Raw genomic sequence first — 23,366 nt, 5'->3', positions numbered from 1 at the left:
TCTATGAGCAAACGGAATAGCAATCGTGGCGTCCCCCGAAAGCAGCAAGTGCAACGAGTGAATTCCTATACGAACGAGCTGAAGTGGTTGGATGAATCGGATTCCGCGCTTGCCCAGCCTAATCCCGAACGCGAGCAAAAGAACAATGTTCAGGCTGTTGTCACCACGAATGCAACCAAAATGATTCCCAAACCGAAGAAAACGGAAGCTCCCCCCTTGGAAAAGCCGCAGCCGCAAGCCTCAATCCCGCCTAACCGTGCAGTCAACCCTGCACCACCGCTCATTTTGTTGACGGAGCGGAAAGCCGGAATGTCTTCAAACCCTGTTGTCTATACCGATGATATCGTTGAAGAAGCGATTACATCGGAAAAAATAGCCAATCGGGCAGTGGATGAAAGTAAAATCAAGCCGCAGAGCATTAGCACCAAGGTGATAAGGGACCATGCAATCGACCACACGAAGCTGGCTACGGCAAGTGTGACCAGAGAGAAAATTGCAAACAGCGCCATTCACGACGAACATATTGCCCCCCACAGCGTTTCCGGCGAGAAAATTCATAATCATTCCATTTCCGGAGAGAAGCTGATGGATAACAGTATCACCGCCGATAAATTGGCGGATCAAGTGATTGACTCCATCAAGCTGGCGAATGGATCGATCTTGTCGCACCATTTGTCCGAGATGGTGATTTCGACCGAATTGATCGATGACCAGGCCGTTAGCTCGGAGAAAATACGCAGCGGAGCCATTCAAGCCAAGCATTTGTCAAATAATATTATTGATACGGCCAAAATCTCAGACGCGGCTATCACGACGGATAAACTGAGAGATCAAGCAGTGACGCATGATAAAATTGCCGATGACAGCATCGGTCCCGTCCATTTACAGCCCGAAAGCATTCTCTTTCAGCATTTGGCTCCGGGAAGCGTTCAGAGCAGGACGATTAGTCCATGTCAGATAGACAGCATTCATATTGTAGAAAATGCGATTGAAACCGCCCATCTGCAGCCGGAATCCGTAATCGAAGAGAAGCTGGCCGAGCGGGCAGTCACAGAGGAGAAGCTCGGGGATCAAGCCGTTACAAGCGCTAAACTAGCGAAGGAATCGGTTGGATCTGTTCATCTGAAGAAAGCTTCTATCCAAGCTATGCATATCGGCAGCGAAAGCATTACCGGGGATAACATCGGAGCGGGTGAAATTGGAACGGAGCACCTGCGAAAAGGCTCCATACAAACCGATTTGCTCCAGGACGCTTCGGTTACATCCGAGAAGCTTGTTAACAGCAGCATCGAAGCAAGGCATATCCAAAATCAATCCGTCACGGCTGAACATTTGGCTGACTTTTCGGTTACAACCTCTAAATTAGCGCCTAGGTCCATCACTTCCGAACAGTTGGCTGCTGGGAGTGTCGACTCTATCCAACTCAAGGATGGGAGTATAACATCGGAGAAAATTGCCCCTGGAGCTGTCCAAGGGGTGCATGTCGGGCATGGAGCCATTGCCAAGGAGCACTTGGAGCTGCGTTCGATTGGCGAGGAACAGCTGGGGCTTTATGTAATCCGCAGAGAGCATATTGCGAATGAAGAAATCATTACGAGGCAATTGCATGAAGAGGCGGTCACAACCAGTAAAATTGCGGAAGAAGCCGTAACGAGCAATAAAATTGCGCCACTCACCATTGAAACGCGTCATTTACAAGAACATATCATCGAAGGCATTCATATTAAACCAGGCACGATTAGTTCCGAGCACCTGGGCGATAATTCAATCAAATTGGACGTTTTTGCCGACCGAAGTTTGTCTGGTAAGAAGCTAATTGAACAAACCGTTACGGAAGAGCTCATTGCTAATCATGCTGTAACCGGGCAAAAGCTTGCCCCTGGCTCTGTAGATTCACAGCACTTGCAGGAAGGCGTTGTTCAGACATCGAGTATTCAGGACGGCGCCGTACAGACATCTAAAATTCAAAACGAAGCGATTACTGAAATAAAGCTTGCTGATTTCAGTGTGACAGCCGGCAAGATTGCCGAAAAAGCGGTCAATAGCGAACATATTCTGGACGGAGCGATTACAGCAGCGAAGCTGGCCAATGAAAGCATTCATGGCAGCAAGCTGGTTGGCGGAGCCATTCATGCCCGTCATCTTGCGGAAGAAGCTGTAACCGGCTCAAAGCTGGCCCCACACAGTGTGGACGGCAGTAAACTGATTAGCGGAGCCGTACAGAACGAGCACCTGAAAGCAGGTGCTGTGAGCAGCGAGAAATTAGCAGAGGGCAGTGTCGTTAGCAGTAAATTGGCAATCGAGGCTGTTGGGACCGACCATATGGCGGACGAAGCGGTTACAGCATCGAAGCTGGCGCCATGGAGCGTAGACAGCACCAAAATTATCTGGGAAGCGATCAATACGCAGCACATTGCGGATGGTGCGGTTAGTGGAGAGAAACTATCGGAAGCTAGTGTGGATGGCAGCAAGCTGAGCCAAGAAGCCGTGCTCACGGAACATCTGGCTGACGAGGCTGTAACCGGAGCTAAACTGGCTGCGGGCAGTGTAGATGGCAGCAAGCTGGTCATCGGTACGGTGGGCAGTGAAATCCTTGCTGATGGCGCGGTAAGCCTTGAGAAATTGGCGTCCGGCAGCGTAGACGGCAGCAAGATCGCCGATGGTGCGGTCGGAACCGAGCATCTTGCGAACGGTGCAGTAACCGGTGCGAAGCTATCGGCAGCGAGCGTAGACGGCAGCAAGCTTGCCATTGGAGCTATTCAGGGTGAACATATCGCAGATGAAGCAATTAGCGGCATCAAGCTGGAGGCAGGAAGTATCGATGGCAGCAAGCTGATGACCGGGGAGGTCAGAGGCGACCACTTAGCTCCTGGCAGTGTGGACGGCAGCAAGCTGGTAGGCGGAACTATCGAGAACCATCATATTGCTTATGGAGCCATAACCCGGGCTAAGCTCGCTTCGGGCAGTGTCGACGCTACCAAGCTGGTTAATGCGTCGGTGGAGAATGAACATTTGGCTGACGGTGCGGTTACCGGCGTTAAGCTGGCCGCCGGCAGTGTGGACGCTAGCAAGATGACGAACAATTCGGTATTCGGCAAGCATATTGCTGATGGTGCTGTAAGCTCGTCGAAGCTGGCAACGGCCAGTGTGGATGGCAGTAAATTAGTGCTTGGTTCTATCAGCAGCGAGCATCTGGCGAATGGAGCCGTTCATGGCGAGAAATTGGCTGTCGGCAGTGTCGATGGCAGCAAGCTTGTTAAAGATGCGATAACCCGCGAACACCTGGCAGACGGTGCTGTGGATGGCAGTAAATTGGCTTCTGAAAGCATAGACGGTTCCAAGCTGGCGGAAGGCTCGGTTAGCTACCACCACTTGGTTGACGGTGTGATCGACAGTGCCAAATTGGCCATCGGCTCTGTCAGCAGCGAACATCTCTTAGACGGTGCTGTCAGCGGAGCCAAGCTCGAACCGGGCAGCGTGAATGCGAGCAAGCTGGCAAGTGGAGCGGTGGAAGGCGAGCACCTCGCGGACGGCGCGATTCTTGGTTCGAAGTTGGCGGCAGGCAGTGTGGACGCCGGCAAGCTGGCCGTTAACTCGGTGTTTGGGAAGCATTTGGCCGACGGTGTTGTCAGCAGTGCCAAATTGGCGGCAGGCAGCGTGGACGGTACTAAACTCGCTCACGGAGTGATCGGTGAGGCTCATCTTATCGATGGGTCTATTAGCGGAGCTAAGCTGAAGGAGGCCAGCATTGACGGCAGCAAGCTGGTGATCGGAAGTATCCACAGCGAGCATTTGGCTGACGGTGCAATCAGCATGAGCAAGCTGGCAGAAGGCAGCATCTCCGGCTCGATGCTGGCAACTGGCGAGATCACACGCGACCATTTACTCGACGGTGCCATTGATAGCCAGAAGCTGGCGAGCGAAGCTGTACAGGGCGAGCATCTGGCCAACGGGGCTGTAAGCAGAGCCAAGTTAGCCAAAGGCAGCGTAGATAGCAGCAAGCTGACCAAAAACAGTGTGAACAGCGAGCATCTGGCCGATGGCGCGGTGACAGGGGCTAAGCTTGCGGTAGGCAGCATTGATGCCAGCAAGCTGTCGAGCGGTTCCGTTTACGGTGAGCATATCGAGGATGGCGTCATTAGTGCAGCTAAACTAGCAGCAAACAGTGTAGATGGCAGCAAGCTGGTAAGCGGAGCCGTAAATAGCGGGCATCTTGCTGACCGCTCAGTGACGACAGCCAAGCTGGCAGAAGGCAGTGTAGACGGAACTATACTCGCCAAAGGCGTTATCAAGGGTGAGCATGTCACTGACGGTTCGATTAGTGGAAAGAAGCTGACGGCAGGCAGTGTAGATGCAAGCAAGCTGGCTCATAATTCTGTTTACGGAGAGCATCTGGCGCTTGGTTCAGTAGGCGGATCGAAGCTGGAAGCAGGCAGTGTGGACGGCAGCAAGCTAGCCGCTTGGGCAGTGAGCAGCGAGCATCTGGTAGACGGTGCAGTTACCGGAGCAAAGCTGGCCGCAGGCAGTGTAGACGGCAGCAAGCTCGCTGCAGGCAGCATTAGCGCTGAGCATCTTACAGACGGTTCAATTAACAGTGCCAAATTAATGGCAGAGAGTGTTGACGCGAACAAACTTGCTCCGGGAGCCGTGAATGGCATACACCTTGCGGACGGAGTCATAGACAGTTCGAAGCTAACGCCTGAAGCTGTACATGGCGAACATTTGGCCGATGGAGCTGTAAGCAGAGCTAAGTTAGCTGAAGGCAGTATAGATGGCAGCAAGCTTACTAAAGACAGTGTGAGTAGCGAGCATTTGACGGATGGTGCGGTGACCAGGACTAAGCTGTCAAACGGTTCCGTTTATGGCGAGCATCTCGCAGATGGTGTCATTAGCGCAGCTAAACTGGCCGCAGGCAGCGTTGACGGCACTAAACTGGTTGTTGGTGCCGTAAGTATGGAGCATCTGGCAGACGGCTCAGTGACGGCAGCCAAGCTGGCAGAAGGCAGTGTAGACGGAACTATACTCGCCAAAGGCGTCATCAAGGGTGAGCATGTCACAGACGGTTCAATTAGCGGAAAGAAGCTAATGGCAGGCAGTGTAGACGCCAGCAAGCTGGCCTATAATTCCGTTTACGGCGATCATCTCGCATTCGGCTCTGTGAATGGGTCGAAGTTAGCGGCCGGCAGTGTGGATGGAGGCAAATTAGCTGCTTGCTCCGTGAACAATGAGCATCTCGTCGACGAGGCGATTACCGGGTCAAAGCTGGCTCCTGAGAGTGTAGACGGCACAAAGCTTACCAAAGGCAGCGTTAGCGCTGAGCACTTGGTCGATGGAACAATCAGCGGTACGAAGCTGATGGCGGAGAGCGTGGACACGTACAAAATTGTCCAGGGAGCTGTGACCAGACGTCATTTAGCGGATGGGATCGTAGACAATACGAAGCTGGCGGATGGAGCCGTACATGGGGAGCATCTTGCTGACAACTCTGTTACCGGAGCGAAGCTGGCAAGCGGCAGCGTCGATGGCACGAAGCTGGTTCCTGGAGCAATCAGCAGCGAGCACCTCGCAGACGGTGCTATTAGCTTAGGTAAACTTGCCACAGGTAGCATAGACAGCGGTATGCTGGCCTTCGGTGCGGTAAGCAGCGTGCATCTTGCTGTTGGAGCAGTGACTGCAGTGAAGCTTGCGGCAGGCAGCGTCGACGGAAGTAAATTGGCCAGCGAGGCGGTAAGCGACGAGCATATTGCAGACGGAGCGCTAAGCGGATCCAAGCTGGCAGTTGGCAGTATCGACGGAAGCAAACTAGCCCCTGGCTCCGTATACGGCGAACATCTTGCTGTAGGGTCGATAAGCGGGACGAAGCTGACAGAGGGAAGTGTCGATGAAAGCAAATTATCATTCCGTACTGTTCAGCTGCCTCCTTCAAAGTCCGTCGCCATGCAGCAATTCGGCCTTGTTCCCTTCGAATACAAAGTGCAGGATGAAATCGTCGATGTTCAAATTTATTTCGATGAACCTTTTGCGGATAGCAACTATGTGTTAGTTGGAACAACGAATCATACCGTTTGCTATGCGGTTGTTAAGCAAAAATATACGAATTATGCGGTTTTATCATTAGTAAGAACACGTTTCTCCCCAGAAATCTACGGGATCGTCAACTGGATGGCAATAGGAAATAAATAACACAGTAATCAGGCAGGGTCGTGCTTCGCACCGATCCTGCTTTTTTTGCTGCCATCAGCAGTGAAAGCTAGGGATAAAACCCATTTTTTTGTCTTCTCCGCTATTCGTCCATGTTTCGCGGTAGTTGAACGCATAGAATGAAGCAGATATCCCGGATGCTTTGAAGGAGATGAGTCTCTGATGAAAGTCGTAATTATGGCAGGAGGCAAGGGACTGCGTTTTTGGCCGCGAAGCGTGGAAACGAAGCCTAAGCAATTTTTGGCTTTAACTTCCAATGAAAGCATGCTTCAGCAGACTTACCAAAGATTTAGCAAGTATGTAGACGTGGCGGATATTTATGTGGTTGCGGGCTCATCCTACACCACATTAATTCATGAGCAGCTGCCGCTCTTAGATCCGAGCCGCATGATTGTGGAGCCCTATCAAAGGGATACCGGACCTTGTATGGCTTTAACAGCGAGGTTTTTTTTGCAGCAAGAACTGGATGACGTCATCGTGACGACTCCCTCCGACCAATACATTCCCGACGATGCGGAATTGATGAGGGTATTGCTGGAAGCGGAAGCGATTGCGAAACAGGATGCATCGATTGTCACGCTAGGGATTGTTCCGACAAGGCCGGAGACGGGCTTCGGGTATATACGGGCGGAAGCGAACTCGATGCCAGGCCAGGCCAAGCGTGTGCTGAGCTTTGTAGAAAAGCCAGACAAGAAACGTGCCCGTGAATTCATGAAGGAGCCGAATATGTACTGGAATAGCGGTATTTTCATTTGGAAGCCTTCGACAATTAATTATTATATGAAGATTCATCAAAGTGAGATGTGGCATAAGCTGTGGCTATCCGATCTTCCATTAGAGACCGTTTATGCTTCGCTGCCCAGATTATCTGTGGACTATGCCATTTTGGAGAAAGCCGAGAGTGTGTATACGATCCCCGTTCATTTCGTTTGGGATGACGTAGGTTCGTGGAATGCGCTGGAACGGGTTTTTCCTAAGGATGAACAGGGAAATTTGTTTTTCGGAGAGGTCCACTCCCTCCATGCCGCCAACTCGATTATTTATGCGGAAGATCAAAAGGTGGTGGCAATCGGAGTCAGCGATTTGATCATCGTTTCCACGAAGGACGGCTTACTCGTTTGCCCGAAATCGGAGGAGCAAAATATTAAAATCGCGATAAGCATGATGGAGTCTTCAAAGTAGAAATTTAAGTCAATCAGGTGGTGAACGCATGAATATCGCATTCGATATGTCATTTACACGAACGAAATCACATGAGCGTGCTGTGGGCAAATTCGCCAGGAGATTCATACGTTCGATTCAGAAAGAAAATCATAACCACAGCTTCCATTCTTTCTACCCGGAAACAGGCCCGAATGCGCAGCCTATGGAGGTTCAGCTGGAACGATTTCTGAGAGAGAACGCGATTGATTTGTTTCAAATTCTGAGCCCGTTTGACATTTCGTCTGCAAGCCTCAAGAAAGCTTGGTTCGGGACAACGAAAGTGGCTGTGCTCCTGCATGACATGATCCCGTACGGCGAGTTTAAGAATAGTGATAACCAGGCTGCTTTTACCGATTTTATCCGATCCTGTGATTTGATACTCACGAATTCTGATCAATTAGAGCAGGAAGCGATCGATACGCTAGGAGTCATTCCAGAAAAAATAATCTCGATCTATGGCAGCATTAATAGGCGGTTTATGCACTCCGGCGATAAGGATGGCTTGCAAACGTTTGGGATCGGCAAACCTTTTGTCCTGAGCACGGCAAATGTGTTTGACACGAAGCTTATCGTGAAGCTGATCCGAGCCTTCGGTCAAGTAAATCGACAGCTGCATAGTAAATATCAGCTCGTCATCGCAGGTAAGATGGATGAAGCAGAAAAGCAATCCTTGCGTTTTGAAGCCATCCTTGCCGGAGTCGAGCAAGACACCTTGTGGCTTTCGGATGTCTCGGACGGAAAGCTGGCTCAACTGTACAGTCGTGCAGATGTATTTGTGTATCCGTCCCCGCATAAGGGCTATGGTGTGCAGGCGCTGGATGCGATGGCCTGCGGTACGCCTGTGCTCACATTCTCACAGTCTCCTTCGCGGTCAAGTGCGGCTTATAGTGTCGATCTGGCCAATCCCGACGGCATCGTTCAGGGGTTATTGGCATGTTTAACTGACGGTGCGGTAAGGAACGATTTACGGAATCAAGGATACGAATGGATCGATCGATTGGAGGAACAACCCGACGGAACGAAGGTTCATGAAGCGTATCAGGTTGTTTTGCGAAAAAAACTGGCGATATTCACGCCTCTTACACCTCTCAAAAGCGGTATTACTGCTTATATGAATGTCATTTTGCCAGCACTGCAAAAATCTTACGAATGTGATTTGTTCATTGATGGCGGCTACGAGCCCCTATTACCGCAAGAGATCGGGGAAGAACAAGCGAAACGCATTTATCCTCACGATGTATTTCCACAAAAGGCTGGTCAATATGATGAAATTTTGTACCAATTAGGCGATAGCATCCTTCATGCCTATATAACCCCATATGTATTGAAATACCCGGGTGTTGTTGATCTTCACGATCTTCAGTTGAAGAAAATGCTTCGCAATGGGACGGAATCCCAAGCCGAGCTGATCGACACGGAACAACTGCTGCACGCCGCCAAGTCCATTCTTGTTCATAATCAGTACGCCAAAAAAAAGCTGCAAAGCAAAGGGTTTCGCAATGTGGGCTATTGTGCGCTGCCGCAAAAGCTTCCGGTGATGATCTCGCTCTTGATGGATCGCGATTTTGTATTTTCCAGCTTCGGTCGCATTGCGGAAAATAAAAACCTGGAGCTAGCAATACGCTGCTTTAAAAGGCTGAAAGACGAAGGCTGCACGGACATGAAATACACGATTGCTGGGGATGGTTCGTCCCGCTATATCAAAAAGCTGAAAGCCTTCGTAGCTGAGCTGGGACTTGAGCAAATGGTGGAATTCAAAGGATCCGTCGATCATGCCGAATACCAGACAACGCTCAGCCACTCGGATGCTTGTATCCAGCTGCGGTACCCGGCGGACGGAGAAGCTTCAGGAAGCTTGCTCGACATTCTATCGCATGGCAAAGCTGCGATCGTTTCGGATGTTGATTCGTTCTCAGAGCTGCCAAGCGGTGTGGTTTGTAAAATCAAGCATGATGATGCAGTCGAAGATCGATTGTATATTACCATGCGACAGTTGTACAAAGACAAACATTTGCGCAAGCAGATGAGGGAGCGTTCGAGAAATTATGTAGCTGAGCACCATTCAGTTTCGAAATATGTGGAGAAATTTAAACGCATTGTTGAGGACGGGAAATACGACGAATTGCAAGAGGCATTGGCTGATGAAAAACCTGAAGCGGCTGCATCACCGCAATCGGAAGCCGGCTCGGACACGGCAGAATCCGCTGCTCCAAGCGAAGAAACGGCGAAGGCACCGATCGAAGGAAAAACCACCCGTACAGTTTATATTTCTCCTAACCGATACCGAAGAATACGAATTGGAAAGAGGCCGGTCTCTTATTTTTCATTCAATTTAAACGAACTGCCTCAAGGCTGCACCATAGAGCGTGCTGTGATGCAGATCCCGGCGATAACGAAAGTTCTTCGCATACATCGGATTAAGACGCCTTGGTCCACAAAGAGCATATTGCGCCGAAGACCCCGGGTTCGTAAATTACCGATTTTCAAAAGCGCGATGAATCGAAAAGCGAAGCCGAACCAAAGCTTGCTCTTTACGTGGGACTGTACCCGGCTGGCTCAAAATTGGCAGCAGGATCAGTTAAACAATCATGGCGTATTCGTATCTAATGCGTCGGCTGTGAGAAGGCCGAACCTGCATGTCGTTGTGAGCGGGGAATTTGAGTCATAGTTGATATCCAAGAAAGGAAGCGGGTATGTGATGGGGAAAATAAAAAAAGCGATCATCCCGGCTGCTGGCCTAGGAACGAGATTCCTTCCGGCAACAAAAGCAATGCCCAAGGAAATGCTGCCCATTGTCGATAAACCGACGATTCAATATATCGTCGAGGAAGCCGTCGAATCCGGCATTGAAGATATCATCATTGTAACTGGACGAAGCAAGCGGTCGATTGAAGATCATTTTGATATCAACTACGAGCTTGAATTTAACTTAAGGGAAAAAAATAAACAATCGCTGCTGAAAATCGTCGACGATATTTCGAATATGGTGGACATTCATTATGTGCGGCAAAAGCAGGCGCTTGGCCTCGGTCATGCCATTTGGTGCGCGCGTAAATTTATCGGCAACGAGCCGTTCGCCGTGCTGCTTGGCGACATGGTCATCGATAGCAATCCTCCGTGTCTCAAACAGCTGATTCAAATCTACGAAGAGAAGCAATCCTCTGTCATCGCTGTGAAAGAGGTCGCGTGGCCGGATGTCGGTATGTATGGCATCGTAGATGGAGATCTCATTAAAGATGGGCTCTATCAGGTGAAAGCTTTGGTTGAGAAGCCGGTTGTGAATCCTCCGTCCAATACAGCTATCGTAGGCAGATACATTTTGGAACCTGACATATTCGAAATTCTAGCGTGTACTCCTTCAGGTGCGGGGGACGAAATTCAATTGACGGATGCCATGCAGGAGCTGATGAAGCGTCAGCCTCTCTATGCCTATAAATTTGTAGGTAATTTGTACGATGTTGGAGATAAACTTGGTTTCTTAAAAGCCACGGTTGAGCTTGCGTGCAAGAATAAGGAGCTGCAGGAGGAATTCAAGAAATATTTGTACCGGGTTTTAGCAGAGGATGGTGGATCGCTTTGAAGAAAGTGGTAATCACCGGAGCAGCCGGGTTTCTGGGATCCCACCTCGCGAAGGAATTGATTAAGCGCGGCGACCAGGTTATCGGCTTGGATAACTTCTCAACCGGTAAAGCAGAGAACATACGAGAATTATCCGAATCTAAGCTTTTTACATGCTTCGCCTGTGACGTCGCTGAAGAGCACGCAGGATCCATGCCCGCATTAAGCGGGATCGATGAAATTTATCATCTGGCGTCTCCGGCATCCCCTAAGTTTTATCAGGCAGAGCCATTTGCAACGATCCGGGTGAATACGGCAGGTACGGCGAATATGCTCGAGTTGGCTCGCAGAAACAACGCCAAGATGGTATTCACCAGCACAAGCGAGGCCTACGGAGACCCGGTGGTTCATCCTCAACCGGAGGACTACAGGGGCAATGTCAATACGTGGGGACCTAGAGCTTGTTACGATGAGGCGAAACGGCTTGGCGAAGTGTATTGCTACGAATATGCTTCACGTTATGGCGTCAAGGTGAAGGTTGCCCGAATCTTCAATACGTACTCGGCGGGATTAAGGAATGATGACGGCCGGGTGATTTCCAACTTCGTTACGCAAGCCTTGAACGGCCAAGATATAACGGTCTATGGCGATGGCTCGCAAACCCGCTCTTTTTGCTATGTCGACGATACCGTTAGAGGCTTGCGATTGATGATGGACCGCGAAGAAGCCAATGGACAATTGATCAATCTTGGAAACCCTGTAGAAATCTCCGTGATGGAGGTCGCACATTTGGTCAAGAGCTTGGCGCAGTCCTCAAGCAGGATAACCTTCAGTCCCCTTCCTCAGGATGATCCTAAAGTAAGGCGGCCTGTGATAGACAAGGCGAAGACGCTATTAGGCTGGGAGCCGTTCATTGATTTAAAGGAAGGTCTGCGTCTTACGATTGAGGCATACCAGGCAAAACTGTCGAAGTAAAGGTGGAGGAGGATAGCGATGAAAGTTGTTTGTATAGGCTCCGGCTATGTAGGAAGTGTGACGGGAACTGCCTTTGCCATCCTAGGGTTTCCAACAATCATTGTAGACATGGACGCGCGTAAGGTTAACGAGATTAACGGAGGCATAAGTCCGATCTATGAGCCGGGCCTGGCTACTTGTATCGAGCGAATGGTGCAGGCCTCGCGTCTTTCTGCAACACAGACTTATGATTGTGTGTATGAGGCGGACGTTGTATTTATCGCCGTCGGCACCCCATCCAAACCGGATGGAGCAGTTGAGTTGAAATATGTCAAAGCAGCTGCCAGAAGCATTGGCGAGCATTTGAACCCCAGCCGGTTCACCGTTATTGTCAATAAGTCAACCGTGCCCGTAGGTACATCCGAACTGGTCGCAACGATCATCGAGGAAGTATCAGGCTTAGAGAACAACCGGCACTTTGCGGTCGTTAGCAATCCTGAGTTTCTGAGAGAAGGCTTCGCGTTAGAGGATGTGTTCTTCCCGGAGCGAATTATTATCGGCTCAGGCTCGCCGAAGGCAAAGAAGATGATGCGGGATCTCTACAAACCGCTGTTGGAACGAACGAATTATGCTGAGCTTACCGCGCACCTCGCGTCTGCCGACAGCCTTGAGGCTACGAAAACGGTGCTGTTTGAAACGGATGCGAAGAGTGCGGAATTGATTAAATACGTATCCAACGCCTTTCTTTCTGTAAAGATCAGTTATATCAACGAAGTGGCCCGGCTCTGTGACTCGCTTGGCGCCAATGTCAACGATGTCTCTTATGGAATGGGGCTCGACACACGGATCGGCAATAAATTCCTCCAAGTTTCCAGCGGGTGGAGCGGGAGTTGTTTTCCGAAGGATACGGCGGAAATATTATCCGAGAGCCAGAAGTACGGCAGTGAGCTTACCCTTGTGAAAGCAGCCATTGAATCGAATATCAGCATGCACGATTACTGCATCCAGAAGATTCAGAGAAGCCTGACCTCCTTAAATAGTAAAAACATTGCCATTCTCGGCCTCACATTCAAACCGAACACGGACGATGCCCGTCACACGCAAGCTTCTTATATCATCGGAAAGCTGCTTGATCTGGGCGCTAATGTGTCGGTGCATGACCCGAAAGGGATGTCCATGTTTCAACAAATGAACAGCCAGCTGCAAATCCGTTATTGTGAACGGCCGATCGATGCGGCCGCAGGTGCAGATGCGCTTGTCCTGCTAACCCACTGGGATGAGTACAGGCTGATGAACTGGGAGACCATTTATAAACTAATGAAAAATCGGTATATTCTGGATACGAGAAACTTCTTAAAGAAATTGAATCTCGGTGAGTTAGGATTTGCATACGAAGGCTTGGGCCTGCATTAATGATCCAGAAGGGAGTAGCCAATGGGGAGAATTAAGCCTGTTTCTTATGTCAAGCCTATGAGCGGGGGGAGATCCTCTCCCCACCTGATTCTGTTCGATGACGGTCATAAATATGTGGTTAAATTTAAAAATAACCCGCAGGGCAACTGGGTCGTCACTTACGAATATATCGTAAATACGTTGGCCAAACGGCTTCAGCTGCCAATTCCCGACTACAAAATCGTAAAGGTTCGAAGCCGGTTTATTAATGAGAACAAAGAGCTGGCTAGCATAGGGTTCAAATCGGGCAACCAGTTTGCCAGCCGATATATCGAGGACTCCGTAACGTTCCTTAATCTGCCCGGGAGCTTGGCAAGGGAACAGCTCGTCAACGCAGATCAAATTGCCGGACTTATCGTCTTCGATCATTGGATTGGAAACTCGGACCGAAATCCCAAGAATCTACTTTTCCTGCCGACAGAATCAGACAGTCAACGATACGAATTCAAAATGATCGATCATGCGAACTGCTTCAACATCTCGACGTCGAATCCGGAGAGAAAGTTCTTACCGCTGAAGGTACGGAAAAAAGAAATATATCGTTGGTGCAACACGCTGCTGAAGGACACCCAACAATTAAAATCGTATGTAGACAGAATCCTTGAGATCAAAAACAAGGAGATTTATGAACTCATCCAGTCCATGTCCAGCGATTGGCTGGTTGACGAACAAGCGAAGGATAGACTGTTCAGACATATCAAATATGCCAAAAAAGCTCTGCCGGCAACCATCGATGATTACATCAAATGGTATCTAAAGGGGAAAAAACAGTCGTAAACAAAAATCCGATAGGCGGCTCCAACTGTGGAGACTGCCTATCGGATTTTTGTTATGTGATGCCGGCCCGGCTCATGATCTCTTTGAAGTCATCCATAGCAATGTGAATATCGGCGCTCCTGTCATGAGGATCGACGTACTCTGGAGGGCGTTCTCCTTCGCCGATAATGTAGTAATGGCGATGTCCAATCAGACTGCTCAGGATGGGGTAGCAGTTATGAACCAGGCTTGGAGCGACCAACTCGATGATTGCCGCGCCTGGCGGGGTGAAGACCATGTTCGTCAGGCCTGCTCCGTGCGGCGCAACGATGATCTCCGCTGAAGCGAACAGCTGAATCTGTTCAGCTACCGTCAAGTCTTCGAGGATGACATAGTGAAAGCCATACGGCTTCAAATATGCATAAATATCCGCTTCGTTAGTCAGCATTCGTTTCCTAGCCTTGGATCGGCTAATAAACAACCGCTCGAAGCCGGGGACCGGCATGATTTGTTTATTAACCATAAGCTCTTGCTTAAGAAAATCAACTGCCCATTTGGGCCGGATGCCTCTGGTGAAGTAAGGGAGAACCAGCTTTCTGGGCTGTAGATGCAGCCCGTCATAACTTTCTATCACCTTGTCCTTGGGAATCCCAAGCGCTTCCAACGTCTCGTATTGAAAGGGTGCTAGTTTGGCCCCGTTGATGATGTACCGATCCGGTTGGAGGCCGCAAACCTTGAGCATATGAAGACGCGGAAGGACATCCATCATCCAGTGATAATAGATGCCGCTGTCCTTGATACTTAGCAGGGCTACGGTGTCCGAGGTGACCTTTAATTTGGGCAACCGGTCTAGCTCGAAAATGGAATGCTCTTCGGGGAGCTTGTGCTTCTCCCGCGAATGGCTCCATACCAGCTTATGATCGGGTGTCATTATATCCGGCTTCGGGCCGTAGACGATCCCTCGGGGGATGATCTCGACAATTCCGTTTCTTTGCTTAAAGGGCTGCACGGCTTCGGAGAAGCGAACTGTCCAGAACGTCGGATCTTCTAAGCCGATGGGTTCGTTGAGATGAACGGGGCTGCCTAAGTTCAATTTCTTCATATGCTTCCTTTTACGCAGGCCCTTGGCTCGGATCCATTCCTTCACAACCTTATAATAACCGTTGGGAATGCCCGTTTTGTTCACATTGCCCATGTGACCACTTCCCTTTATGCACTTATTTGTCAACACCAGCTTTCTGCAAAATCTTCTTTAAACCATCGATGTTCACGGTAATATCATCATATAAGCCCTTCGTGTATTTGTGTTCACGAATCGGGCGCTTGCCCTCGCCTATCAAGTAATAGTAGTCCAATTTCATATGGGCGGCGATGACCAGATAGTAATCCCTGACATAGTTCGGGGAAAAGATCTCGATCAGCTTCGTTCCGGGATTCGTGAAAACCAAGTTAGCCAATGAGGCGCCATGCGGAGATACGATGATGTCGGCGGATTGAAAAGCTCTGACCTGTTCGGCGAATGACATCGTACCCGGATGGATGCAGTGAAATCCGTAGGATTCCAAGTATTTTACAACTTCATCTTCATTCGTTATCTTGCGCCCGCCTGCATGAGCACGGCTTACGTACAGACGTTCATACTTTTTGGAGGTTCCTTTCGTGTTGCACGCGGATAATTCATCGCGCAGAAATTTGCTGGCCCATTCGGGATAGGTATGGGCATAGGGCGCCCACTTGGAATATTTATCAACAACGACCACTTTATTTGCCTTAAGGTGGAAATCTTCGGAGGCGATGATCACTTTCTCTTGAGGGATACCCAAAGCTTGCAGCATTTCTAGGTAAGGAAAGTTGCCCGGAGGGCTGATTACGTATTTATGAATGTTGACTTTACATTGACGGAGGATAGCAATTCGCGGAAGAACGTCAAACATCCAATGAAAATAATTATTCGGATACCGGAAAGAGAGATAGGCAACGGTTTTATTGAGATAGAGAGGTTCAGGGAGCCGATCCTTGCCGGCTAAAATCTCCGAATAAGAAATGTGCCGGATGAATTTATTCTCTGGCGTTAAAACAACGCCTCTGGCTCCGTAGATTCTCCCCTTCTTGATCACAGCGGCATAAATTGTCGGATATATCGTATCCGTCTTCCACTTCACTCCGCATCTGCGAAAGTACCAGTGAAGCTTTTTTTCTATCGTTTTGGGCTCCAAAAAAGGCACGTCTTGCTGGAAATGGAATTTTTTCAATCGATGCTTGTAGTTTAAAGATCTGCCGGTCTTAAACCATTGTTGAATGGTTAGATAGTTCCCTTTGGAGGGTACCCGTAAGTCAGATTCGAACTTCGCCAATGAGCTTCCACCTCAACTTCGTTCAGAATGATTTAAACAAATTTGCCGCGTTCCAATATCAGCTTTTTCATTGCTTCTCTGGTCTTTGCTTTCTTGTATTGTTTAAGAATAGCATCATTCGCATCATGATTCGGGTTGCCTTTCGTGCCTACATAAGGGTGCCAGAGGTGATATACATCGGAATCGAGACGACGGTAGGCTCCGCAGCGCACGTTTACCGATAAAGCGAACGCAGTATCTTCGCAGCCCCATCCTATAAATCGTTCATCGAACCCGCCGACCTTCTTATAGATTCCGCGCGGGAGCACATTTAGTTTCCCGGCCCAGCGGGAGAAATCTTTGCGGCGGTAGTCCTTGATTTTTACTTTTAAAGGCCATTTGGCTTTGCTCTCATAAATCTTCTTGGAATTTTCCTCCGAAATATTGAGCACATCGTGAAAAGGCACGACCCAAGTATAACGATCGAGGAGTTCGATGGACTTGGTAATGATGGCAGGATCATAAATGGTGTCATTGTCCGCTACGACAATAATGCTTCTTGTGGATTGCTTGAATGCGTTATTAATGGCTTTGGATCTGTTGAAAAGTTCGCTATTGTCTTCTCCAATACAGATTTCGGCATCCGGCATCGCTTTCTTATAAAATTTTTTGATCCATTGAAACGCGGCGTCTCTGGGACCATTGTCGGACTTATAAGGAATAAGCACAGATACGTCTTGGAACATAGGAAAACCTCCTTAGAGTTTCATAGAACTCGCATCATAAGCAAAAATTTTCATTCCTTTGTAGTATGTTATGCAAAAAAAACGATACAGCAGAGGCGGATGTACTAACTTTCACATTTAGTTTTCAATTAATTAACAATAAATTTACAAATAGATCTTTGAACTAGGAGGTTTGCCCAACACGGGCAGTAACCGGTGTAAATATATTGGAGATAGAGGTCTAGAAAGGATGGTGACCCCTGATTGAATATTTTATTCAAGGGCTACTTCTACACGGGCAGCGGCTATGCAGAGGGGAACCGGGTTCTTCTGCGCATTCTTGACAGGTGTGGTTATCGCGTTCGTATTGAACCCAGGGATAATGAGTCGGACAAAGGGCTTGCTTTGACAAGCGAAGAAAAACAGTATTTGGCTTCCTTTGAACATACGGAATTAACCTCCAACGATATATTCCTATTCCGGGGATCTGGCTCAGCGCTTCATACCCGTTCTGATTTTCGCATCAATATTGCGCACACGACCTTCGAAACGGACCGCATCCCTGCTTCGTGGGTAGCTACGCTGAATCGATTCGATGAGGTCTGGGTGCAATGCGGCTTTAATATGAAAACCTTCGAATTCTCCGGCGTTCAAGCGCCCCTGCGGTTTATTCCTTATTTTTTTAACGATCCGGCTTACCTCCCGCAGGGTGACAAGTTTGCACTGCCGCTCTCGCAGTCGTTCAAATTCCTTTCGGTGTTCGACTTGATTGAACGCAAAGGGTATGATGTGCTGCTGCGTGCGTACTTGAATGAATTCTCACGCAGCGACGATGTGGCTCTCGTGATCAAGGTCCGTGACCGCGAGGGGGTCGAAAAGCTGATGAGCATGATTGAAGCTCACCCTAAATCGAAGCTCGAGCGTCCGCCTGTCCATATTCTTGACGAAATGCTGTTAACACCTGAGCTGCTAAGTTTATATAGGGCTTGCAGCGCTTTTGTTCTTCCCACCCGCGGGGAAGGATGGGGGCGGCCTTTCTTTGAGGCGATGCTGATGGAAATGCCGACGATTGGCACCCGCTGGAGCGGACAATTGGAATATATGAACGAGGAAAACTCGTATCTTATTCGTGTGAAGAAGCTAGTCCCTGTCCGTCTGAAGGATCATCCCGATCCTTCTAAGTATGAAGGACATTATTGGGCGGAGCCGTCTACGAAAGATTTGCAGAGGAAGATGCGGTACGTCTATGAACATCAGGATGAAGCGAAAGAGCGGGGCAGGAGAGCCCGGCAGGAGCTGCTGAAGACATACAGCCTCCGGAAGGTTGCCAAACAGGTAGCTAAGGAAATCAATAAATTCGCAGTGGATCGTTAATCAACGGCATGGAAGGTGAGGATTCATGAACATTCTCTTGGAGGGTATCTTCTATAACGGACACGGCTTCGCTGAGGGGAATCGCATTCTGCTGCGTATCTTGAATCGAGCCGGTTATCAGGTCCGGATATTAGCCAGGGACTCACATGAAAGAAGCCTCGTCTTAGAGCCCAAAGAAGTTGCCTTCATCTCTTCCTTTGAAAAAAACAAATTGAGTTCCAACGACATCTACTTATGCAACTTTGTGGGAACGTCAATTCGGTATAATCCGGATTTTAGGATTAATATAGCGCGCACGACGTTTGAAACAGACCGGATTCCGGACGACTGGGTGCCGGAGCTTAACAAGTTCAATGAAGTTTGGGTACAGAGCACCTTCAACCTCGACACGTTTGCGAAATCGGGTGTAGACGTGCCGCTGCGGCTGATTCCGAACTTCTTCGATACGAACGCTTATGATCTTGACGTCAAGCCGCTGGCAATGCCGGTTGCCAAATCCTTTTTATTTCTAGCCGTATTCGATTTGCAGCAGCGCAAAGGCTATGATATCTTGCTCGAGGCCTTTCTGAACGAATTTTCACAAAAGGATAATGTTGCTCTAGTCATTAAAATCCGCAACAGCGGCGGAATTCACAAGTTGGAAAGCGTCATCGATGAGCATCCGAAATCCAAACGTGAAATGCCGGCGATTTATATGATTGATCAAATGCTCTCAACGCGCGAATTGCTCGGATTATATAAGGCGTGCCACGCATTCGTGCTTCCCACTCGCGGCGAAGGTTGGGGGAGGCCTTTTTTTGAAGCCATGCTGATGGAAATGCCGGTCATTGGTACGGGGTGGAGTGGACAAACGGATTTTATGAACGAATCGAACGCGTACCTCGTTAAGGTCGAACAATTGATACGGATTCAAAATAGTGATTACCCGATGTTCAATGGCCATCTGTGGGCACAGCCTTCGATACCGGACTTGCAGAAAAAAATGAGGTATGTATTCGAACATCCGGAAGAAGCCAAGCGAATAGGGAAGCAGGCGCGCAGCGATTTGCTCCGCAGCTATAAGCTTAACGATATCGCCGCGAGAGTGACGAAGGAACTAAATAAGTTTCGTTCTAAGGAAGGTGAGAATAGTGAACATCTTATTGGATGGTAAATTTTATAACGGGCACGGTCTTGCCGAAGGAAACCGTATTCTGCTGCGGATCCTTGATAAAGCCGGATATCGTGTGCGCATTCTAGCCCGGGATACGGCTGAGAAGCATAAGGTGCTGCCATCTGATGAAGTGAATTACATCTCTTCCTTTGAAAATACGCAATTAACCTCTAACGATATTTATATGTACAATTGGGTCGGCTCGCATGTACGCTACCAACCTGGATTTCGCGTTAACATTGCGCGTACGACATTTGAAACGGATCGGATTCCCGAATCCTGGGTTATGGAGTTAAACAAGTTTGATGAAGTATGGGTACAGAGCACGTTTAATCTACAGACGTTCACTTCATCCGGAGTAACCGCTCCGCTTTGCTTAATCCCCAACTTTTTTGATTTGAATGAGTTTACGCCGCAAGGTCCCCTTTTACCTTATGCGTTCCCTCCATCGTTTAAATTTCTGTCGGTCTTTGATTTAAAGAAACGCAAGGGATACGATGTGCTGCTCAATGCGTACTTGAATGAATTTTCAAAAGACGATCACGTTGCGTTAATGGTCAAAATCCGGGACAGCAGCAAAAATGAGAAGATCGAGCGGTTTATTGCGGACCATCCCAAACCTCGTAAGGATCGCCCAGCCATCTATATTGTCGATCATATGCTTCAGATGGAAGACATTCTGAAATTATACCGGCTATGTGACGCCTTTGTGCTGCCAACAAGAGGAGAGGGCTGGGGAAGGCCTTTTTTTGAAGCGATGTTAATGGAAATGCCCACTATTGGCACTAATTGGAGCGGTCATACGGAGTTTATGAATGAGGATAATTCCTACCTCGTGAAGGTCAAAAAGCTGGTCCGTATCGAGAATGCCGAGGATGATTTGTTTAACGGCCACTATTGGGCGGAGCCATCACTCAAGGATCTGCAGAAAAAGATGAGATACGTTTATGAGCATCCGGAAGAGGCTAAGGCGACCGGCCGCAAAGCCCGCCAAGATTTGCTGGCGAGATACAATTTGCAGGAAGTGGCCAGGAGTGTGGTTCGGGAAATGGATAAGTACCAGTACTTGTTCAACTAGTCCGGAAAGGCGGGGAAGCGGATGAATATTTTGCTTGAAGGTATCTTCTATAACGGACACGGACTTGCGGAGGGAAACCGTAATCTGCTTAGGATACTTGATCAAGCAGGATATCGTGTCCGAATCAAAGTAAGGGATCCGTCTGATAAATATAAGGTGCTGCATCCGAAGGAAATCGATTACATTTCCTCGTTCGAGAGCAACTCCTTGCCTACGAACGATGTGTATTTGTACAACTGGATCGGTTCCTTCGCCCGCATCAACCCCGATTTCCGTATTAACATCGCCCGTACGACGTTCGAGACGGATCGGATTCCAGACAGCTGGGTACAGGAGTTGAACAAGTTCGATGAAGTCTGGGTACAGAGCCGGTTTAATGAGATGACATTCACTTCATCCGGCGTCAAGGTCCCGCTACACCTCATTCCTAATTTTTTTGATTACCGGGGGTTTTCTCCGGAAGGGCCAGCGTTATCTTTGCCGATTACGGAGTCGTTTAAGTTTCTATCTGTTTTCGATTTGAAGAAGCGTAAAGGGTATGATCTGCTGCTCCAAGCCTTTTTAAACGAATTCTCGCAGGAGGATCAGACGGCATTAGTTATCAAATTGCGCGATAGCCGTCAGACGGATATAATTGAGCAATTTATCCATTCCCACCCGAAAGCGAAACGAAAGCGTCCCGGCATTTATATCATTGACCATATGCTGGTACCCAGCGATATCGCGAGCTTATACCGCGCATGCGATGCGTTCGTTCTCCCGACGAGAGGCGAAGGCTGGGGAAGGCCTTTCTTCGAAGCCATGCTGATGGAGCTGCCGGTGATCGGAACGAACTGGAGCGGGCATACGGATTTTATGAACGAACGCAATGCTTATCTGGTCGATATTCAGGGATTGGTGAAGATCTCCGGGAATGATAACCCTATTTGTAACGGGCATTACTGGGCAGAGCCTTCCATAGAGGACTTACAAAGGAAGATGAGGCTCGTATTTGACAATCGGGCGGAAGCGAAGGAAAAGGCCAAGGCTGCCAAACAAGAAATTTCGCAGATGTATAACAGGAGGGAAACCGCGAAGAAGGTCATTTATGAAATTGAAAAGTACAGGAGATGAGCTTGCTATGGCTGCGTATACAATAGCTGTATTTGGTCTCGGATATGTAGGATGCGTATCGGCTGCCTGTCTGGCCGAAATGGGCAATCAAGTCATCGGTGTGGATGTGAACCTGCACAAGGTGAATCTGATCAATCGGGGAATACCGACTATCGTTGAGAAAGGGATCGCCGAATTGGTGGCAGAGCAGCATAAACAAGGCAGGTTATCGGCAAGGAGTGATATTCAGACGGCCGTCGCGCAAGCTGATATTTGCCTCGTTTGCGTAGGGACTCCTTCGGATAAAAGCGGTTATCCCGACCTGTCCTTTATTCGGCATGTGGCGGATCAAATCAGTGATGCCATCAAGGGGCGAGAGAAGTTCCAAACCATTATTATCCGTTCGACGGTACCGCCAGGAACCTGCCGGGAGATTGAGCTGAGAATTGCCCGCTCGGGTAAAGTCGTCGACAAGGATTTTGCCGTTGTCAGCAATCCCGAGTTTCTGCGTGAAGGCACTAGTATTGAAGATTACTTTAACCCCCCCTATACGTTAATTGGAACTCGCAATGAGAAAGCATTAGAGATGCTAAGAAACATTTATAGCCCTATTCAGGCGCCGATCATGGAAACGGACAGAGAAGTGGCGGAGATGATCAAATACGTGAATAATTCGTTCCATGCGCTAAAAGTCGTATTTGCAAACGAAATCGCCGCTCTGTGTCATTCGATGAACGTCGACCCGCATACGCTGATGAACTTGTTTGTGAAAGACCACCATTTGAATATATCCCCCGCTTACTTGATGCCTGGCTTTGCCTACGGCGGATCTTGCTTGCCCAAAGACTTGAAGGCACTCAACGCGATGGCCCGTTCGAGAAATGTGGAGTTATCTGTCCTTTCTTCGGTTGAACGCAGCAATGCGTTGTTGATTGAGAAGGCGCTTGATATGATCGTAGCGGAGGGTATGGTTCGAGTGGGTGTGCTTGGCTTGGCTTTCAAATCAGGGACGGATGATTTGCGCGAAAGTCCCGTCGTGAAATTATTGGAAAGGCTTCTGGGCAAAGGCTACGATATTAAGATTTATGACAGCAATGTGCTTACTTCCCAGTTAGTGGGCGCGAACAAGCACTACATCGAATCGACAGTTCCGCATCTGGCCAAACTCCTCGCACCTAATCTGGAGGAGATCAAGGAATTCGCAGACCTTATTGTCGTCGCTCAGAAAAACGAGGAGAACCTGGAGTTCGTTCTGGACATTTTACCAGCGAAGCAAGTGATCGATCTGGTGCGCATTGTTGACGTGAAACCGGAAACGGATCATTATAAGGGACTGATATGGTAAGAGGGCAAATTTGTTTTGCTGAGGAGGAGTCCCACTTTATATAGAGTCGCATATGCTAATGGAGAAGTGAGGAAATCACAGCCAATGCGGATACAAAGGGAGGAACACGTGTGGAGGAAAGGATTACATCGATTCTTGAGTA

At 48.8% G+C, this 23,366-nt stretch carries 15 protein-coding genes; 12 read left to right on the top strand and 3 right to left on the bottom strand.

Going from position 1 to position 23,366, the window contains the following annotated elements:
• The first annotated feature begins 3 nt into the window (after positions 1-3).
• The 7 genes from J2X61_RS24555 to J2X61_RS24525 all read left to right on the top strand — a co-directional run bounded on the left by J2X61_RS24555 (position 4) and on the right by J2X61_RS24525 (position 14,145).
• Positions 4-6,183, top strand: a complete 6,180-nt coding sequence (locus J2X61_RS24555) for a WIAG-tail domain (RefSeq protein ID WP_310191496.1) — start codon at positions 4-6, stop codon at positions 6,181-6,183.
• Between the two features lie 180 nt (positions 6,184-6,363).
• Positions 6,364-7,383 carry a mannose-1-phosphate guanylyltransferase gene (locus tag J2X61_RS24550; RefSeq protein ID WP_310191493.1) on the top strand — a complete coding sequence of 340 codons (1,020 nt, stop codon included), beginning with the start codon at positions 6,364-6,366 and terminating at the stop codon, positions 7,381-7,383.
• Positions 7,384-7,411: 28 nt separating this feature from the next.
• The gene (locus tag J2X61_RS24545) at positions 7,412-10,072 is read left to right on the top strand and encodes a glycosyltransferase (RefSeq protein WP_310191490.1); all 2,661 of its coding nucleotides are present in this window, start codon (positions 7,412-7,414) and stop codon (positions 10,070-10,072) included.
• Between the two features lie 30 nt (positions 10,073-10,102).
• The gene (galU, locus tag J2X61_RS24540) at positions 10,103-10,984 is read left to right on the top strand and encodes a UTP--glucose-1-phosphate uridylyltransferase GalU (protein WP_274470839.1); all 882 of its coding nucleotides are present in this window, start codon (positions 10,103-10,105) and stop codon (positions 10,982-10,984) included.
• Positions 10,981-11,937, top strand: a complete 957-nt coding sequence (locus J2X61_RS24535) for an NAD-dependent epimerase/dehydratase family protein (RefSeq protein ID WP_396135493.1) — start codon at positions 10,981-10,983, stop codon at positions 11,935-11,937. Before galU ends, J2X61_RS24535 begins: the two co-directional genes overlap by 4 nt.
• 18 nt (positions 11,938-11,955) lie before the next feature.
• Positions 11,956-13,329, top strand: coding sequence for a UDP-glucose dehydrogenase family protein (locus tag J2X61_RS24530; RefSeq protein WP_310191485.1), 1,374 nt, complete (start codon positions 11,956-11,958; stop codon positions 13,327-13,329).
• A 21-nt stretch (positions 13,330-13,350) separates the two neighbouring features.
• The gene (locus J2X61_RS24525) at positions 13,351-14,145 is read left to right on the top strand and encodes a HipA family kinase (RefSeq protein ID WP_274470836.1); all 795 of its coding nucleotides are present in this window, start codon (positions 13,351-13,353) and stop codon (positions 14,143-14,145) included.
• 52 nt (positions 14,146-14,197) lie between these two features.
• On the opposite strand, the gene J2X61_RS24520 is transcribed toward J2X61_RS24525, so the two are convergent.
• From J2X61_RS24520 to J2X61_RS24510, 3 genes are read right to left on the bottom strand one after another with little or no spacing between them, the layout of a single operon-like run.
• Entirely contained in the window at positions 14,198-15,319 is a 1,122-nt protein-coding gene (locus tag J2X61_RS24520) for a glycosyltransferase family 61 protein (protein ID WP_274470835.1), read from the bottom strand.
• A 22-nt stretch (positions 15,320-15,341) separates the two neighbouring features.
• Positions 15,342-16,478, bottom strand: coding sequence for a glycosyltransferase family 61 protein (locus J2X61_RS24515; protein ID WP_274470834.1), 1,137 nt, complete (start codon positions 16,476-16,478; stop codon positions 15,342-15,344).
• Positions 16,479-16,510: 32 nt separating this feature from the next.
• Entirely contained in the window at positions 16,511-17,203 is a 693-nt protein-coding gene (locus J2X61_RS24510) for a galactosyltransferase-related protein (protein ID WP_274470833.1), read from the bottom strand.
• Between the two features lie 243 nt (positions 17,204-17,446).
• Between J2X61_RS24510 and J2X61_RS24505 the strand changes: the two genes are divergently transcribed.
• The 5 genes from J2X61_RS24505 to J2X61_RS24485 are packed head-to-tail and all read left to right on the top strand — an operon-like array spanning position 17,447 to position 23,224.
• Entirely contained in the window at positions 17,447-18,556 is a 1,110-nt protein-coding gene (locus J2X61_RS24505) for a glycosyltransferase family 4 protein (protein WP_274470832.1), read from the top strand.
• A 25-nt stretch (positions 18,557-18,581) separates the two neighbouring features.
• Positions 18,582-19,709 (top strand): glycosyltransferase, encoded by a 1,128-nt coding sequence (locus J2X61_RS24500; RefSeq protein WP_274470831.1) that lies wholly within the window; start codon positions 18,582-18,584, stop codon positions 19,707-19,709.
• Entirely contained in the window at positions 19,687-20,787 is a 1,101-nt protein-coding gene (locus tag J2X61_RS24495) for a glycosyltransferase family 4 protein (protein WP_310191478.1), read from the top strand. The genes J2X61_RS24500 and J2X61_RS24495 overlap by 23 nt, the downstream gene beginning before the upstream one ends.
• Before the next feature lie 21 nt (positions 20,788-20,808).
• Positions 20,809-21,900: a glycosyltransferase gene (locus J2X61_RS24490; protein ID WP_310191475.1), complete on the top strand. Its 1,092-nt coding sequence runs from the start codon at positions 20,809-20,811 to the stop codon at positions 21,898-21,900.
• Positions 21,875-23,224 carry a UDP-glucose/GDP-mannose dehydrogenase family protein gene (locus tag J2X61_RS24485; protein ID WP_310191472.1) on the top strand — a complete coding sequence of 450 codons (1,350 nt, stop codon included), beginning with the start codon at positions 21,875-21,877 and terminating at the stop codon, positions 23,222-23,224. Before J2X61_RS24490 ends, J2X61_RS24485 begins: the two co-directional genes overlap by 26 nt.
• Positions 23,225-23,366 lie beyond the last annotated feature (142 nt).

The organism is Bacillus sp. 3255 (assembly GCF_031456485.1).
Classification (GTDB): Bacteria; Bacillota; Bacilli; order Paenibacillales; family NBRC-103111; genus Paenibacillus_E.
The sequence above is the reverse complement of the archived record's forward strand: the minus strand, read 5'-3'. Positions and strand labels throughout refer to the sequence as shown.

Coding starts and splice junctions, on each gene's coding strand:
- J2X61_RS24555 (WP_310191496.1), top strand. CDS start 4: ATGAGCAAACGGAATAGCAATCGTGGCGTCCCCCGAAAGCAGCAAGTG.
- J2X61_RS24550 (WP_310191493.1), top strand. CDS start 6,364: ATGAAAGTCGTAATTATGGCAGGAGGCAAGGGACTGCGTTTTTGGCCG.
- J2X61_RS24545 (WP_310191490.1), top strand. CDS start 7,412: ATGAATATCGCATTCGATATGTCATTTACACGAACGAAATCACATGAG.
- galU (WP_274470839.1), top strand. CDS start 10,103: ATGGGGAAAATAAAAAAAGCGATCATCCCGGCTGCTGGCCTAGGAACG.
- J2X61_RS24530 (WP_310191485.1), top strand. CDS start 11,956: ATGAAAGTTGTTTGTATAGGCTCCGGCTATGTAGGAAGTGTGACGGGA.
- J2X61_RS24525 (WP_274470836.1), top strand. CDS start 13,351: ATGGGGAGAATTAAGCCTGTTTCTTATGTCAAGCCTATGAGCGGGGGG.
- J2X61_RS24520 (WP_274470835.1), bottom strand. CDS start 15,319: ATGGGCAATGTGAACAAAACGGGCATTCCCAACGGTTATTATAAGGTT.
- J2X61_RS24510 (WP_274470833.1), bottom strand. CDS start 17,203: ATGTTCCAAGACGTATCTGTGCTTATTCCTTATAAGTCCGACAATGGT.
- J2X61_RS24500 (WP_274470831.1), top strand. CDS start 18,582: ATGAACATTCTCTTGGAGGGTATCTTCTATAACGGACACGGCTTCGCT.
- J2X61_RS24490 (WP_310191475.1), top strand. CDS start 20,809: ATGAATATTTTGCTTGAAGGTATCTTCTATAACGGACACGGACTTGCG.
- J2X61_RS24485 (WP_310191472.1), top strand. CDS start 21,875: ATGAAATTGAAAAGTACAGGAGATGAGCTTGCTATGGCTGCGTATACA.